Source organism: Streptomyces sp. NPDC020490 (assembly GCF_044335305.1).
Lineage (GTDB): Bacteria > Actinomycetota > Actinomycetes > Streptomycetales > Streptomycetaceae > Streptomyces.
The window spans coordinates 95,279-109,874 of the sequence record NZ_JBIRUY010000028.1; the positions used below are offsets into that span (position 1 = coordinate 95,279).

At 74.1% G+C, this 14,596-nt stretch carries 11 protein-coding genes; 2 read left to right on the forward strand and 9 right to left on the reverse strand.

Going from position 1 to position 14,596, the window contains the following annotated elements; translation table 11 throughout:
- Positions 1–57: 57 nt before the first annotated feature.
- The 3 genes from ACH4ZX_RS26900 to ACH4ZX_RS26910 form a co-directional block, all read right to left on the reverse strand.
- Entirely contained in the window at positions 58–1,107 is a 1,050-nt protein-coding gene (locus ACH4ZX_RS26900; RefSeq protein ID WP_398277755.1) for a polyprenyl synthetase family protein, read from the reverse strand.
- The gene (locus ACH4ZX_RS26905) at positions 1,104–2,144 is read right to left on the reverse strand and encodes a tetratricopeptide repeat protein (protein WP_398277758.1); all 1,041 of its coding nucleotides are present in this window, start codon (positions 2,142–2,144) and stop codon (positions 1,104–1,106) included. Before ACH4ZX_RS26905 ends, ACH4ZX_RS26900 begins: the two co-directional genes overlap by 4 nt.
- A gap of 192 nt (positions 2,145–2,336) precedes the next feature.
- Positions 2,337–3,014: an AIM24 family protein gene (locus tag ACH4ZX_RS26910; protein ID WP_398277761.1), complete on the reverse strand. Its 678-nt coding sequence runs from the start codon at positions 3,012–3,014 to the stop codon at positions 2,337–2,339.
- Between the two features lie 372 nt (positions 3,015–3,386).
- Here ACH4ZX_RS26910 and ACH4ZX_RS26915 point away from each other — a divergent pair, with 372 nt between their 5' ends.
- On the forward strand, positions 3,387–5,183 hold the full coding sequence (locus ACH4ZX_RS26915) for a M4 family metallopeptidase (protein WP_398277764.1): 1,797 nt from the start codon (positions 3,387–3,389) through the stop codon (positions 5,181–5,183).
- An 84-nt stretch (positions 5,184–5,267) separates the two neighbouring features.
- Here the strand turns inward: ACH4ZX_RS26915 and ACH4ZX_RS26920 are convergent, their stop codons facing one another.
- The 5 genes from ACH4ZX_RS26920 to ACH4ZX_RS26940 form a co-directional block, all read right to left on the reverse strand.
- Positions 5,268–8,303: an AAA family ATPase gene (locus ACH4ZX_RS26920; RefSeq protein WP_398277767.1), complete on the reverse strand. Its 3,036-nt coding sequence runs from the start codon at positions 8,301–8,303 to the stop codon at positions 5,268–5,270.
- A 61-nt stretch (positions 8,304–8,364) separates the two neighbouring features.
- Complete coding sequence (locus tag ACH4ZX_RS26925; protein WP_360748372.1) at positions 8,365–8,715, reverse strand: UBP-type zinc finger domain-containing protein; 351 nt, start codon at positions 8,713–8,715, stop codon at positions 8,365–8,367.
- Complete coding sequence (locus tag ACH4ZX_RS26930; protein WP_398277770.1) at positions 8,712–10,172, reverse strand: ATP-binding protein; 1,461 nt, start codon at positions 10,170–10,172, stop codon at positions 8,712–8,714. Before ACH4ZX_RS26930 ends, ACH4ZX_RS26925 begins: the two co-directional genes overlap by 4 nt.
- Positions 10,169–11,845, reverse strand: coding sequence for an FAD-dependent oxidoreductase (locus ACH4ZX_RS26935; RefSeq protein WP_398277773.1), 1,677 nt, complete (start codon positions 11,843–11,845; stop codon positions 10,169–10,171). The genes ACH4ZX_RS26930 and ACH4ZX_RS26935 overlap by 4 nt, the downstream gene beginning before the upstream one ends.
- A gap of 212 nt (positions 11,846–12,057) precedes the next feature.
- Entirely contained in the window at positions 12,058–12,411 is a 354-nt protein-coding gene (locus ACH4ZX_RS26940; protein WP_398277776.1) for a VOC family protein, read from the reverse strand.
- A gap of 60 nt (positions 12,412–12,471) precedes the next feature.
- Here ACH4ZX_RS26940 and ACH4ZX_RS26945 point away from each other — a divergent pair, with 60 nt between their 5' ends.
- Positions 12,472–13,344, forward strand: a complete 873-nt coding sequence (locus tag ACH4ZX_RS26945) for a universal stress protein (RefSeq protein ID WP_398277779.1) — start codon at positions 12,472–12,474, stop codon at positions 13,342–13,344.
- 1 nt (position 13,345) lies between these two features.
- Here the strand turns inward: ACH4ZX_RS26945 and ACH4ZX_RS26950 are convergent, their stop codons facing one another.
- Positions 13,346–14,581: a DUF4032 domain-containing protein gene (locus tag ACH4ZX_RS26950; protein ID WP_398277782.1), complete on the reverse strand. Its 1,236-nt coding sequence runs from the start codon at positions 14,579–14,581 to the stop codon at positions 13,346–13,348.
- Positions 14,582–14,596: the final 15 nt, after the last annotated feature.

Genomic DNA, 14,596 nt, shown 5'->3' on the forward strand with positions numbered 1-14,596 from the left:
GCCATGACCCTGACGCCTCGGCGCGGCGAAGGTCAACTCGCCGCCGCGAGCGCCGCCTCACAGATCGCGGCGCACCAGGAACTCCAGCAGCGACCGCAGTTCCTCCAGCACGGGCGGCCGCAGGGAGGCGTCCGCGAAGGCGTCCGCCACGGCCGCCATGTGCCGTCGCGCCTCGGCCAGCGCCGCCGACCGGCCGCCCGCCGCGTCGATCAGCGCGGCCGCCTCCCGCCACCGCTCCGGTGGCGCGGCCGGAGCCTCCAGGACCGCGGCGAGCCGGCGGGCCGGGGCGTCCGCGCCCTCCAGCGCGGCCAGCACCGGGTACGTCTTCTTGCCTTCCCGCAGGTCGCCGTGCACGGGCTTGCCGGTGACGGCGGGATCGCCCCAGATCCCCAGCACGTCGTCGGTGATCTGGAAGGCGATCCCGAGATGCCGTCCGGCCCGGTCGAGGGCGGCGACGGTCACGGGGTCCGCGCCGCCCAGCAGGGCGCCGAGCGCGCCCGCGCAGCCCAGCAGCGCGCCCGTCTTGTGCTCGGCCATCGACCGGTACTCCTCGGGCCGCACCCGCCGTGGCCCGGTCCAGGGCCGGGCGGCGAACAGCAGGTCGTCGGCCTGGCCGCGCACCAGGTCGCCCAGCGCCGCCGACAGCGTCCGCACGGCCCGCGGCCCCGCCGGAGCGGCGGCCAGCACCTCCACGGCCAGTGCGAACAGCGCGTCGCCCGCCAGCACCGCGGGACCCGTGCCGTACGCCTTCCACACCGTCGGCCGGTGCCGCCGGGCCTCGTCGCCGTCCATGATGTCGTCGTGCAGCAGGGAGAAGGTGTGCACCAGCTCCACCGCGACGGCCGCCGGCACGCCGGCCCGCCCGGCGGCTCCCGCCGCCTCGGCGCCGAGCACGGCCAGTGCCTGCCGCAGCCCCTTGCCGCCGGACCCGACGGCGGGCGCCCCGCCCACCTCGCACCAGCCGAAGGAGTACGCGGCCATCTCGCCCACCCACGGGTGCATCCGGCCGACGGCCTCCGCGAGAGCGGGCCGCGTCAGCTCACGGCAGCGGTCGAGGAGCGCGTACGCGTCCGCCGGCGCCCCGAGCGCCGTGGGGACCGCCGTCATCGCACGACCTCCGCCCGGACGCCGAGTTCCTCCTCGGCCCGGGCCACCATCTCCCGCGCGTGCCGCAGCCCGAGCCGGTCCAACTCGCCCGCCAATTCGGTCAGTTCGGCGGCGGTCGCGGAACGGTCGCGGCCCAGCCGGGCCAGCGACTTGACCAGCCCCAGCCGCGCCAGCGCCCGCCCGCGCGGCTCGCTCATCGCGGTGAACTCCGCCAGCGCCCGCGCGTACAGCTCCCGTGCCCCGGCGTACCGTCCGGCGCGGTACAGGACGTTGCCGCGCATCTTGTGGTTGTAGGCCAGCGCGCTGGAGAGGTTCATCGCACGGCACTCCTTCTCCGCCTGCGACAGCAGGGCGAGCGCCCGCTCGGTGTCACCGTCCCGGACGGACACGACGTCGGCGAGCCCGCGCAGCGCCCAGGCGTGGCCGCGCCGGTCGTCGGCGCGCCCGGCTATCCCGGCGGCCTCCTCGAACAGGGCGTAGGCGGTGTCGTACGACCCGGTCTGGCGGTGGATCTGCGCGATGCCCTCCAGCGCCCACACCGTGTGCCGGGCCTCGCCGCGCCGCCGCGCCTCGGCCAGCAACTGCTCGTGCAGCCTGCGGACGGCCTCGTAGTCGCCCTGGATGCGCCCGGTCTCGGCGAGCCCGGCGAGCGAGTAGCCGCGTACGACGACATCGCCGCCCCGTTCGCCGAGTTCGGCGGCGAGTTCCAGCAGCCGCCGGGCGAGCGGGAACGCGCCGCGCTGCCGGGCCAGCGTGCCGCCGCTCCACAGCGCCCAGGCCATCGCCGCCGTGTCCCCGGCCGCGCGGGCGGCGCGGTAGCTGGCCTTCCACGCCCGGTCGGCGTCGGCGACCTGCCCCAGCCGGCGGTGCGCCTCGGCGACCGCGAGCCCGGAGCGCGCCGCCTCGCCGTGCTGCCCGGCCCGCTGGGCCGCTCTGAGCTGCTCGGTGCCGACGGCGAGCACGTCGGTCAGCGAGGAGTTGACGGACAGGGTGGTGAGCGCGCCCTGGTACTCCGGGGCGAATGCCTTGCCGTACATCGATGCCTTCCCGTTCGTATACGCACGGTGTATACAACATGTGTATACATGGTGCGTATAGTGCGTCGGAGATCCGCCCCGGGCCGGTCGGGCCGGGGCGTGACCTGTTGCCGGTCAAGACGCCGGGGGAGGGGAGGGGGTTGCTCGTGAGACGCGGATCACCGGGCGCGGTTCACGAGCACCGGGCGCGGATCAGTGCTGCTGGGCCCGCTGCGGCGTCGCCTCGCTCGGCCGTACGACGACGTAGCCCTCGCCCTCCAGCATCAGCTGCACGGCCTCGCCGGAGCCGCCGCGCAGCATCGAGCCGATGGACTGCGAGCGGTGCAGCGAGGTCCGCAGGCCGTTCGTCCAGCCGACGACGGCGTCCGTGTCGACGTACACCGGGTACTGCGGCGAGACCGGGATGACCAGGGGGTTGCCCTCGCACACCAGGCCCAGCCTGCCCTGTCCGGTGAAGACGCTGTTGAACAGGCCGCCGCCGGCGATGCCCGCGCCCTTCACGGTGGCGATCCGGTACGACAGGGAGGCGTCGAAGCACAGGACGTTGCGGCCGTTGACGGTGAACTCGTCGCCCGGGTCGACGTCGACGACGAAACAGTTCTGCGCCTCGTGCGCGAACCAGGCCTCGCCCTGTCCGCGCACCGCCATCAGCGGCAGGCCCTCGCCGGTGACGGCGCGCTTGAGCATGCCGCCCACGCCCTGGCCCTTGCGCTCGAACTGCAGGTTGCCGCGGTAGGCGATCATCGCGCCCTGGCGGGCGAGCATCTCGCCGTTCACCGCGTACTTGACGCACTTGGCGTTCTCGACCGTCATGCCGGGCGCGGCGGCCGGCCGGACCATGTGCTCGCTGGAAAAGAGGTCACCCTTCATGCGGGCATCCTGTCCCGGAAGATCCCGCTCCGCCAGGACGGCGGAAGTACCGCGCGCGGGGAGAGAGCGGCCGTGCCCGGGACCGCCGCTCCGGGTGCGAGATGAGTCACATTCATGCGGTGCAACTTTCTTCCGGCTCGTCACATCTCCGTATGCAGCGCACAGTTGGTCACTCGTTGATCGCTGAGCGGCGCGGATTTGCAAAGTATTGCCATGTACCGCACCGAAAGAGACGATTCGGCCTTTACATGGCCATGACTCATCCGCAAGGGTTTCGCCTCGGGGCCCGACCAGCCCCCATGTCGCGCAATCGCGCCATGTCCCAAGGCGGTTGGTGATTCCGGCCGCCTTGCCAGGAAGGAACACTCATCAGTGCGTAGACCGCACATACGCAGCGTGGCGGTCGCCGTCGTCGTGACGACGGCCGCCACGGGTCTGGCCGGCACCGCCTTCGCGCAGCCGGCCACGGGGACGAGCCACTCGGCGGCCGCCGCCCGCACCTCGGCCGCCTCCGTGGTGACGGCCGCCCGCACCGCCGCCTTCGCCCACGCCTCGCAGACCGGGGTCTCCCAGGGCGACGAGCTGCGGGCCGTGGACGTCATGATCGACCCGGAGGGCGCCCGGCACGTCCGGTTCACCCGCGCCCACCAGGGCATGCCGGTTCTCGGTGGCGACCTCGTCGTCCACCTCTCCGAGCGGCTCGCCTACACCGGCGTCACCCGGGCCGCCGACCACAACGTCCGCCTCGCCGCCGACGACGCCGCGGTGTCGCCCGCGCAGGCCGAGCAGAAGGCCGCTCAGGTCGCCAAGGGCGACGCGGGCAGCGCCGAACTCGTGGTCGACGCCCGCGACGGCGCGGCCGCCCTGGCCTACCGGGTGACGGTCAGCGACAGCGACACCGCGCAGGGCGGCGGTTCCCGGACGGTCGTCATCGACGCCGTCACCGGCAAGGTCCGCAGCAACACGCCCGACAGCGACGAGTTCCTCTCGCCGAAGCTCCTCGACACCCTGCGCGAGCGCGGCGAGAAGCTCGACCCCGCCACCGGCATCGGCTCCCGGGCCGCGACGCTGACCGCGTCCCCCATGACCGGCGCCACCAGCTACCCCGTGAAGGCGAGGGGCGTCGGCAACTCCCTCTTCGTCGGCAGCGTGCCGCTGATCACCACGCAGACGGGCAGCACGAGCTACCTGCTCAAGGACCCCGCCCGCTGGGGTACCGAGACCCGGGACGCCATGGGCCAGGAGCTGGAGGACTTCAGCCGGGGCAAGAAGTTCACCAGCACCAACAACACCTGGGGCAACGGCACCGTCTCCAACCGGACCAGTGCCGCCGTCGACGCCCAGTACGGCATCACCAAGACCCTGGACTTCTACCGGAAGACCTTCGGGCGCAAGGGCATCGAGAACAACAGCAAGGGCGCCCGCGCCATGGTCCACTTCGGGAACAAGGTGGGCAACGCGTTCTGGGACCCGACCTGCGACTGCATGCTGTACGGCGACGGTGACGGCAGCGTGTTCAAGAAGCCGCTCGTCGTCCTCGACGTCTCCGGTCACGAGCTCACCCACGGCGTCGTGGACGCGACCGCCGGGCTGGAGCCCACCTACGTCGACCAGGACGGCAACCAGTACGGTGAGCCGGGCGCGCTGAACGAGTCCCTCGCGGACATCTTCGGCTCGAACGTCGAGTTCTCCGCCAACAACATGAAGGACAAGCCCGACTACCTCGTCGGCGAGAAGCTCGGGCTGGACCAGAAGTTCCTGCGCCGCCTCGACCAGCCGTCGCGGGACGAGCTCGAGGGCGCGATCGACTACTGGGACCCGTCCACGTACTACACCGAGGTGCACGCCGGCTCCGGCGTCTCCTCGCACGCGTACTACCTGCTCGCCGAGGGCAGCGGCAGCAAGACGATCAACGGCGTCGCCTACTACTCGCCGATCTTCGACGGCTCGACGGTCACGGGCATCGGCCGCACCAAGGCCACGGCGATCTTCTACCGGGCGCTCACCCGCTACATGGTCTCCACCACCGACTTCCACGACGCGCGCACCGCGACGCTGAAGGCGGCCACGGACCTCTACGGGCTCAACAGCACGGAGTACAAGGCCGTGAACCGGGCCTGGGCCGCGGTCAACGTCACCAAGGCCAACACCCCGGCCGCACGGAACTGACGATCCGGCACCGGTCAGCCGGCCCCCCGGCCTCCGGGGCGGCCGGCTCACCGGTTTCCGCCGGGCCGGCCGCTCTCGGAGCCCTCAGCCCGAGGCCGTCGGCTCGGCGGTGACCAGCCCCCGCCGGTAGGCGATCGCCACCGCCTCCGTGCGGCTGGCGGCGCCCAGCTTGGCCAGGATGTTGGAGACGTGGACGCTCGCCGTCTTGCCGGTGATGAACAGCTCCTCGCCGATCTGCCGGTTGCTGCGGCCCCGGGCGAGCAGCCGCAGCACGTCCTGCTCACGGGCGGTCAGCGGTGACGGACGCTCCGGCGCCCCGGCAGACAGCCGGCCACGGCGCATCAGGCCGTCCAGCCGCTCGGCGAGCGGCGTGGCCCCGAGCCGCCCGGCCGTCTCGCGCGCCGCGACCGCCTCGGCGGCCGCCTCCTCCCGGCGGTCGGCCGCGAGCAGCGCCTCCGCGTACCGGAACCGGCAGCGGGCCAGCTCGTAGACGTCCCCGAAGCCGAACGCGGCCACGGCCGCGGCCCAGGCCGCCGCGTCCGGCCCGGACACCGCCCGCGTCCACTCCGCCTCCGCGCGCGCCAGCCACGCCACGCCCTCCGGGCCCTGCGGCGCACCGTCTTTGCCGCGCACGGCCGACGTCCGCGCGGACTCCACCAGGTCCCCCGCCACGTCCGCCCAGCGGCGCGCGCCGGCCGGGTCGCCCGTCAGACGCAGCTCCGCGGCCCGGTCGGCGACCGCCGACAGCGCGAGCGCGGCCAGCCGGACGGTGACGTCGGGAAGCGTGCCCGCCTCGTCCGTCAGCGCGGCCACCGTCTCCCGCACGCACGCCACCGCACCCTCCGGATCGCCCCGCAGCGCGGCGGCGTCGGTCAGCGCGATGCCCGCGGTGAGCGTCGCCATCCAGTCGAAGCGCCCTTCCCGCAGCGCCCGGGCCCGCTCGACGGCGTGCCGGTCGCCGCGCGCCAGGCCCACGTACAGCGCGGGAGCGGCCGCGTACCCGGCCGCCGCGGGCAGCACCTCGGCGTCGGCCTCCGCAGCGCGCACGCACTCGTCCCACCGCCCCAGCGTGTACAGCACCAGCAGCCGCAGATACCGCATCTCCGTCGGATACGGCGACGACAGCAGCCCCGCCCGGCGTGCCCGTTCCAGCCCCTCGCCGGTCCAGGACAGGCACTCCTCCAGCTCGCCCGACTCGAAGCAGCCGACGGCGAGGTTGAACAGGGCCCGCATCTCCACCGGCGCGTTGCCCGAGCCGCGCGCCAGCTCACGGGCCGCCCGCAGCTTCGCGCGGCCCTCCGGCGTGCGGCGGCCGCCGCCGCCCTCCATGACGGCCAGCGAGATCAGCAGGTCCGCCCGCGCGTCCGTCATGCCCAGCCGCTCGGCGACGCCGAGGGCCCGGCGGGCCACCTCCAGCGCGGTGTCGTACTCCCCGACGTGTCGCGCCGTCACCACGTGGGTGGCCGCCGCCCACACCCAGGTCCGCGACGGGGGGTCGGCCGGGATCAGGGCGAGCGCCTCGCTGCTGTAGGCGAAGGCCGCGCCCAGGCTGTCGACGCTGAGCAGGTTCCCGGCGAGCGTGTAGCGCACCCGCGCGGCCAGCTCGGAGTCCGCGTCCTGGCCGATGCCCGCCAGCGCCGCCCGGGTCAGGGACACCGCGCGGTGCAGCTCCCCGGCGTGCGCGGCCGCCGCCGAGGCCCGCAGCGTGAGCGTCACCCGGTCACCGCCCTCGCCCGCGGGCCGCGCCGCCGGGTCCACCGCCGACCACAGGTCGAGCGCCGCCTCCAGGTGCCGCAGCTCCTCGGCCGGCGCGCCGAGGAGCTGGGCGTGATCGGCCGCCTCCAGCGAGGCCGTGAGCGCCCGGGCCAGGTCGTGGCCTGCGCGGTAGTGGTGGGCGCGCTCGGCCGCGGTCTCGGCCGGATGGCCGCGCCCGGCCAGCAGTTTCGCGAACGCGCCGTGCAGCCGCGCCCGTTCGCCCGGCAGCAGGTCCGCGTACACCGCCTCCCGGGCCAGGGCGTGCCGGAAGGCGTACGTGCCGCCCTCCCCGGCCACCAGCAGCTGCCGTCCGACGGCCTCCCGCAGCGCCGACTCCAGCTCCTCCTCGGGCAGGCCCACCGCGTCCCGCAGCAGGTGGTGCTCCACCCGGCGCCCGGCCACCGCCGCGGTCCGCAGCACCTGCTGGGCGGTCTCCGTCAGCTGCTCGAAGCGGATCAGCAGGACGTCGGCCAGGCCGCTGGGCACCCCGTCCGCCTCCCCGCAGGCCTCCGGGTCGGTCGCCGCGAGCAGCTCCTGCGCGTAGAAGGCGTTGCCCTCGGCGCGCTCGACGATCCCGCGCACCGTGGCCTCCGGCAGCGGGCGGTCCTCCAGGGCGCGCACCAGCCGGGTCACCTCCCCGTCGGCCATCGGCCGCAGCTCCAGCCGCTCGACCGACGGCAGCCGCACCAGCTCCGCCAGCAGGGGCCGCAGCGGGTGGCGCCGGTGCAGGTCGTCGGCGCGGTAGGAGGCGAACACCGCCAGCCGGTGGGCGGGCGGGCCGCCCGGCACGGGGTTTTCCGCGCCCGGGCGGAGCCGGGAGCGGGGCAGCTGGAGGCCACCCCGGCTGAGCAGGAAGCGCAGCAGGTCGCGGGAGGACTGGTCGGCCCAGTGCAGGTCCTCGATGACCAGCAGCAGGGGCGCGATGTCCGACAGGCCGGCCAGCAGGCCCGCCATGCCCTCGAACAGCCGCAGCCGCCCGCCCTCACCGCCGGAGCGCGCGGCGGCGCCCCCGCCGTCGTGCCCGGCGCCGGGCCGCGGCCCGAGCAGCCGGTCGACCACCGGGTGCGCGGCCAGTACGTCGGCGAACCGCGCGTCGGCCGCCAGCACGCCCAGGACCTCGGTGAACGGCAGGTACGGCAGGCCCACGTCGCCGAGGTCCACGCAGTGACCGGTCAGCACCGTGGTCCCCGCCCGCGCCGCCCGGTCCGCCACCTCGTCCAGCAGCCGGGTCTTGCCCACGCCGGCGTCCCCGGCGAGCAGCACGCCGCGCGGCTCGCCGCCGCGGGCGCGCTCCAGTACCCGGGAGAGGCGGGCGACTTCGTCCTCCCGGCCGATCAGCGGCGTGGTGATCAAGGTCTGCGGCACGCATCCATCCTGGCACGCGGGACCGACGGCGCGGTCCGCCGCCCACGGGGCCGAGGGGGGCTCAGCGCAGCGTCTCGGCCCAGTTCGCCGGCACCCGCCCGGCCGGGCCCGGCGCCGGCTGGTCCGCGGGGCGGCTGACGGGGGGAGCGAGGTCGGGTCCCGACTCCAGCAGCCGCGAGCCGGCGAAGTCCCAGAACCAGCTCTCGCCCGGCTCGAAACTGCGGATCACCGGATGGCCGGTCTCGTGGTAGTGCGCGGTGGCGTGCCGGGCGGGGGAGTCGTCGCAGCAGCCGATGTGCCCGCACTGCGCGCAGCGCCGCAGGTGGAACCACCAGCCGCCGGCCGCCTCGCACTCCACGCACCCGGTGCCGCTCGGCGGGACGGCGGGGTCGATTCCGTCGACGTCGGTCATGGGCTCTCCTCCGGTGGTGGGGCGTCGTCCGCCGCGGTGAGCGGCAGCAGGACCTGGAAGCGGGTGTCGCCGGGTTCGGACTCGACCTGGAGGGTGCCGTGGTGCTTGTTCACCACGATCCGCCAGGAGATGTCCAGCCCGAGCCCGGTGCCCTGGCCCACCGGCTTGGTGGTGAAGAAGGGGTCGAAGATGCGGCCGCGGATCTCCTGCGGCACGCCGGGCCCGGTGTCGCGGAACTCCACCAGCAGCCGGTCGTGTTCGCGCGCGGTCCGCACGGTCAGCGTGCCCTCGCCGCCGGTGCCGCCGATGGCGGAGACCGCGTTGTCGATGAGGTTGGTCCACACCTGGTTCAGCTCCGCCGGGTAGGCGGGGATCTTCGGCAGCGTGCGGTCGTAGTCCTTGACGACCTCGATCCGCGGGCCGATCTTCCCGGACAGCATCAGCAGGGTGCTGTCGAGGAGTTCGTGCACGTCGGCGTGGCGGAAGGGGGCCCGGTCGAGCTGGGAGTACTGCTTGGCGGCGTCGACCAGGGTGGAGACGCGGGTGGTGGAGTCCTCGATCTCGTCCATCAGCAGCTCGGTCTCGACCGTGTAGTTGAGCCACCCGATCGCGCCCGGCAGGACGTCCGGGCCCACCTCCGCCGCGACCTGCTCCAGCCAGTCGGGGTCCAGCCCGGCCTGCACGAACACGGGCGCGAGCCGCCAGCCGTCCGGGACGCCGTGGTCGTCGAGCCAGTCCGCGACCGCGTCCTCCCGGTCCGACGCCTCCAGCGGGCTGAGCGCGGGCGCCTTGGCCACGCGTTCGGCGGTGCGCTCCTGGATCTCGATCAGGTTGGCCAGCGCCTCGCGGGTGTACGGGCCCGCGGAGATCACACGCAGCTTGTGCCGCATCTTCGCCACCCGCTCGCGCAGCGCCGCCGTGGCCCGCACGGCCGCCGCCGCGGGGTTGTTGAGCTCGTGCGTGAGCCCGGCGGACAACGAGCCCAGCGCCAGCAGCCGTTCACGCTGTCCGATGGCCCGCTGCGTGCTCTTGGACCCGAAGAACAGGCCCTCCAGCAGGTGCGCCGCCATCGGGAACCACTCCCGCATGATGCTCGCGAACGTGTCCGCGGGCAGCACGAAGAACCGCGTCGGCTCGGTCACGCGCATGGAGTTGTTGTAGACCTGCGGGACGCGGTCGCCGAGGTAGGCCTGCATGGCCCCGGCGTACACCCCCCGCTGCGAGGTGCGGCTCACCTCCACGTCGTCGCCGCCGACCCGCCGGTACAGCACGACCGTGCCCTCGATCATGACGTAGAAGCAGGTGGCCGGCTCGCCCTCGGTGTAGACCGGGCCCGGCTCGAACCGCTCCACCCGGCCCTCGGCGCAGAGCCGGCCGAGCTGCTCCGGCGTGAGCTCCTCGAACAGGAACAGCGAGCCGATCTCCCGCGCGCTGCACGGCATCACCTGCCCGCTCACGACTGCTCCAGGTAACGGTGGACGAGCATCACGGCCATGGCTCCCTCTCCGACGGCGGACGCCACGCGCTTGGCGGACTCCGCGCGCGCGTCGCCCGCGACGAACACGCCGGGCACGTTGGTCTCCAGGTGGTACGGCGGCCGGTCCAGCTCCCAGCCGGCCGGCGGCCGCCCGTCCGGGGTGAGGTCGGGCCCGGCGAGGATGAAGCCGCGCTCGTCCCGCTCCACCGTCCCGTCCAGCCAGTCGGTCCGCGGCGCCGCGCCGATGAACACGAACATCCACTGCGCGTCGACGAGTTCGGTCCGCCCGGTGTCGACGTCCCGCAGGGTGAGCTGCTCCAGGCGGCCGGATCCGTGCGCGGCCTCGACGACCGTACGGGTGCGCACCGAGATGTTGGGCACCTCGGCGATCTGCTGGATCAGGTAGTGCGACATCGACGCCGACAGGTCCGGGCCGCGCACCAGCAGCGTCACCGACTTGGCGACCCGCGACAGGTACATCGCCGCCTGCCCGGCCGAGTTGGCGCCGCCGACGATGTACACGTCGTGCTCCTGGCAGGCGGCCGCCTCGGTCAGCGCCGAGCCGTAGAACACCCCGCAGCCGGTCAGGTCGGTGCAGCCCGGCGCGTCCAGCTGCCGGTAGGACACGCCGGTGGCGAGGATCACGCTGTGCGCGTTCACCGCCGAGCCGTCCGAGAACCGCACCGTACGCGCGGAGCCGTTGACCTCCAGCCCCGTCACCTCCCGCGCGGTGAGGATCTCCGCGCCGAACTTCGCCGCCTGCCGCCGGGCCCGCTCGGTCAGCTGCGCCCCGGACACGCCGTCGGGGAAGCCGAGGTAGTTCTCGATCCGGGAGCTCTGCCCGGCCTGCCCGCCGGTCGCCGACCGCTCCACCAGCACCGTCCGCAGGCCCTCGGAGGCGCCGTACACCGCGGCGCCGAGCCCGGCGGGGCCGCCGCCGACGACGACGAGGTCGTAGAACTCCGCGGCCGGCGTCGTCGCCAGCCCCACCCGCTCGGCCAGCTCGGGCGCCTCCGGCTCCACCAGCGGCGTCCCGTCCGGGGTGATCACCAGCGGCAGCCGCTGCCCGTCCTGCCCGGCCGCCTTCAGCAGCCGCCGGCCCTCCGGCTCGTCCGCCGAGTACCAGCGGTAGGGGACCTGGTTGCGGGCCAGGAACTCCCGTATGCCGGAGGAGCGCGCCGACCAGCGGTGCCCGACCACCTTCGTGCTGGGCACCGGCCTGAAGTCGCTGCACCGCCAGGCCTGCAGCAGGTCGTCCACGACCGGGTACAGCTTCTCCTCGGGCGGGTCCCACGGCTTGAGGAGGTAGTGGTCCAGGTCGACGACGTTGATCGCGTCGATCGCCGCGTTGGTGTCCGCGTACGCGGTCAGCAGCACGCGCCGCGCCCCCGGGTACACGTCGAGGGCCTGCTCCAGGAACTCGATGCCGTTCATCTGCGGCATGCGGTAGTCGGCCAGGATCACCGCCACCAGGTCGCCGCGCAGCTTCAGCTCGCGCAGCGCCTCGAGCGCGGACTCGCCGGACTCCGCGCGCACGATCCGGTACGACTCGCCGTAGCGCCGCCGGAGGTCCCGGGCGACGGCACGGGAGACTCCCGGATCGTCGTCCACGGTCATGATGACGGTCCGCGCCGCGTCGGACGCCTGTGCCATAGGTCTCCCACCCCGAGGCCGGATTCACGGCACGGCGCGCTCCGTCGGGGACACGGTCGCCGTGCCGGCTGCAGCCCATCGTATGGTCGATCGGCCCGCTGTGCCGCGATGAGCGGCGGACCATCCCTTCGCGGCGCCTTCCCGGCCCTTCCCCGTGCTTTCCCCGCCCTTCCCCGGCGTTCTCGGGTCCGGTGTTCTCGGGCTCGGCGTTCTCAGGGCCGGCGTGAGCCGAGCACGCAGAACTCGTTGCCCTCGGGATCCGCGAGCACCACCCACGGCTGGTCGCCCTGGCCGACGTCCGCGTGCCGGGCGCCGAGTGCCAGCAGCCGGGCGACCTCCGCCTCCTGGTCGTCGGGGCGGAAGTCGAGGTGGAGGCGGTTCTTGACGGTCTTGCCCTCCGGGACCGGCACGAACAGCAGTCCCGGCAGGCGGTCCTCGTCCGGCCGGATCTCGTACTCGTCGGCCGAGTCGTTCACCACGACCCACCCGAGCGCCTCGGCCCACCACCGCCCGAGCGCGACGGGATCGGCCGCGTCCACGTTCACCTGCTCCCACTGCAAGGTCATGCGGGCAGGGTAGTGAAGACTGACCCCTACGAAAGTGAGAACGACACAGGAGGCAGCCGCATGACGGGCCCGATCACCGCAGGGGTCGACGGAACCGAGGAGAGCGTCGCCGCGCTGGGCTGGGCGGCCAGGGAGGCGATCCGGCGCGGGCGGGCGCTGCGGGTGGTGCACGCCTGGCGGTTCCAGCCGTACGAGGGGCTCGACGCGGCCGACGCGGAGACCCAGGCCGGGTGGGTGCGGAACGCGGTCGACGAGGCCGTGCGGACGGTCACCGCACGGCATCCGGAACTCGAGGTGAGCACCGACGTCGTCGAGGGCCCGGCGGTCGAGACCCTCGTCGCCGCCGCGGCGGACGCCGAGATGCTGGTGCTGGGCTCGCGCGGGCACGGGCCGGTCGTCGGCTTCCTGCTGGGCTCCGTGGGCCAGCAGGTGATCGCCGCGGCGAAGCGGCCGGTGGTGCTGGTGCGCGCCGGTGACCAGCCGACGGGCGAGGCGGCGGGCCGCGAAGTCGTCGTCGGCCAGCAGGGCGACCCGGAGGACAGCGCCGAGACGCTGCGCTTCGCGTTCGAGACGGCGGCCGCCCGCGGCGCCACCGTCCGCGCCGTGCGGGCCTGGACGCTGCCTCCGGTGTTCGCCTACAGCCCCGGCTCGCTGGAGCTCCTCGACGAGGCCGGGGGCCTGGAGCCGTACGAGAAGAAGGCGCTCGCCGCGGCGCTCGCGCCGTGGCGGGAACGCTTCCCCGGCGTCCCCGTGGTCGAGCACGTCGAGATGGGCAGCGCCGGCCAGGTGCTGCTGTCGGTGGCCGCGCGGGCCCAGCTGATGGTCGTCGGCCGGCGCGCGCACCGCACGGCCGTCGGCGCCCGGATCGGCTCGGTGGCGCACGGGGTGCTGCACCACGCCGGCTGCCCGGTGGCCGTGGTCCCGCACGGGTGAGTCACTCGGCCGGGGTGGGCTGCAGCGTCTCGCGGGCCTTGGGCAGGATGTTCTTGATGTAGTCCTCGACGGCCGTGTCCAGCCCGATGTCGTGCTGGGCACGCTCGGACAGGTACCAGCGGTGCTCCAGCAGCTCGTGGTAGATCTCGGCCGGGTCCATCGCCCCGCGCAGTTCGAGGGGCACGGCCCGGACCGTGGGCCGGAACACGTCCCGCACCCAGCGGTGCGCCAGCACCTCCGGGCGGGCGGCGAGGGGGTCACCCGGGGCGTAGTCGTCCTGGGTGGCCATCCAGCTCTCCAGGTCGGTCAGCAGCCGCCGCGCCTGGTTCTCCTCGGCGTCCAGGCCGGTCAGGCGCAGCAACTGGCGCTGGTGGTGGCCGGCGTCGACGACCTTGGGCACGAAGGTGACCGTGTCGCCGTTGGAGGCGCTCTCGATCTGCATCTCGGCCACGTCGAAACCGAGGTCGTTCAGGCGGCGTATCCGGCGTTCTATGTAGTGGTACTTGCCCGCCGGGTACACCGAGGTGCGGGTCAGCTCCTGCCACAGGCCGCGGTAGCGGGCGCAGATCTCCATGCCGAACTCGATCGGGTCCACGGACGGGTGCAGCGCCCCGGACGCCTCCAGGTCGAGCAGTTCGCCGCTGATGTTCACGCGGGCGAGGTCCAGGTCGTAGTCCCGCTGGCCGGGGCTCAGCCGCGGGTGCAGTTCGCCGGTCTCCGCGTCGACGAGGTAGGCGGCGTAGGCGCCCGCGTCGCGCCGGAAGAGGGTGTTCGACAGCGAGCAGTCGCCCCACGCGAACCCGGCGAGATGCAGGCGCACCAGCAGGACGGCCAGCGCGTCCATGAGGCGGTGCATGGTGGCCGGGCGCATCGTCGTCTCGAACATCGACCGGTACGACTGAGATCCGCGCAGGTGCCGGGTGATCAGCACCGGCTCCAGCGGGGCGTCGTCGCCGCCCTGGCGGCCGGTGACCACGGCGAGCGCGTCCACCGCCGGGATGCCGAGCTTGTCGAGGTCGCGCAGCAGCTCGTACTCGCGCAGCGCCGGCCGTTCGGCGAGCTCCTTGACGGCGATCACCTCGTCGCCGGCGCGGGCGTAGCGCACGACGTGACGGGAGATGCCGCGCGGCAGCGGGACCAGGTACTCCTCCGGCCATTCCTCCAGCGGCAGGTGCCAGGGGAGTTCCAGCAGGAGCGCGGGGTGCTCCGGGTTGGTCGCGCTGATCTGCAGTGCCATGGGCGGGGTGACCTC

Bases quoted from the DNA above. Each gene is read 5' to 3' on its own strand.
- ACH4ZX_RS26900 (WP_398277755.1), bottom strand. From the start codon at position 1,107: ATGACGGCGGTCCCCACGGCGCTCGGGGCGCCGGCGGACGCGTACGCG.
- ACH4ZX_RS26950 (WP_398277782.1), bottom strand. From the start codon at position 14,581: ATGGCACTGCAGATCAGCGCGACCAACCCGGAGCACCCCGCGCTCCTG.
- ACH4ZX_RS26925 (WP_360748372.1), bottom strand. From the start codon at position 8,715: ATGACCGACGTCGACGGAATCGACCCCGCCGTCCCGCCGAGCGGCACC.
- ACH4ZX_RS26910 (WP_398277761.1), bottom strand. From the start codon at position 3,014: ATGAAGGGTGACCTCTTTTCCAGCGAGCACATGGTCCGGCCGGCCGCC.
- ACH4ZX_RS26945 (WP_398277779.1), top strand. From the start codon at position 12,472: ATGACGGGCCCGATCACCGCAGGGGTCGACGGAACCGAGGAGAGCGTC.
- ACH4ZX_RS26935 (WP_398277773.1), bottom strand. From the start codon at position 11,845: ATGGCACAGGCGTCCGACGCGGCGCGGACCGTCATCATGACCGTGGAC.
- ACH4ZX_RS26940 (WP_398277776.1), bottom strand. From the start codon at position 12,411: ATGACCTTGCAGTGGGAGCAGGTGAACGTGGACGCGGCCGATCCCGTC.
- ACH4ZX_RS26905 (WP_398277758.1), bottom strand. From the start codon at position 2,144: ATGTACGGCAAGGCATTCGCCCCGGAGTACCAGGGCGCGCTCACCACC.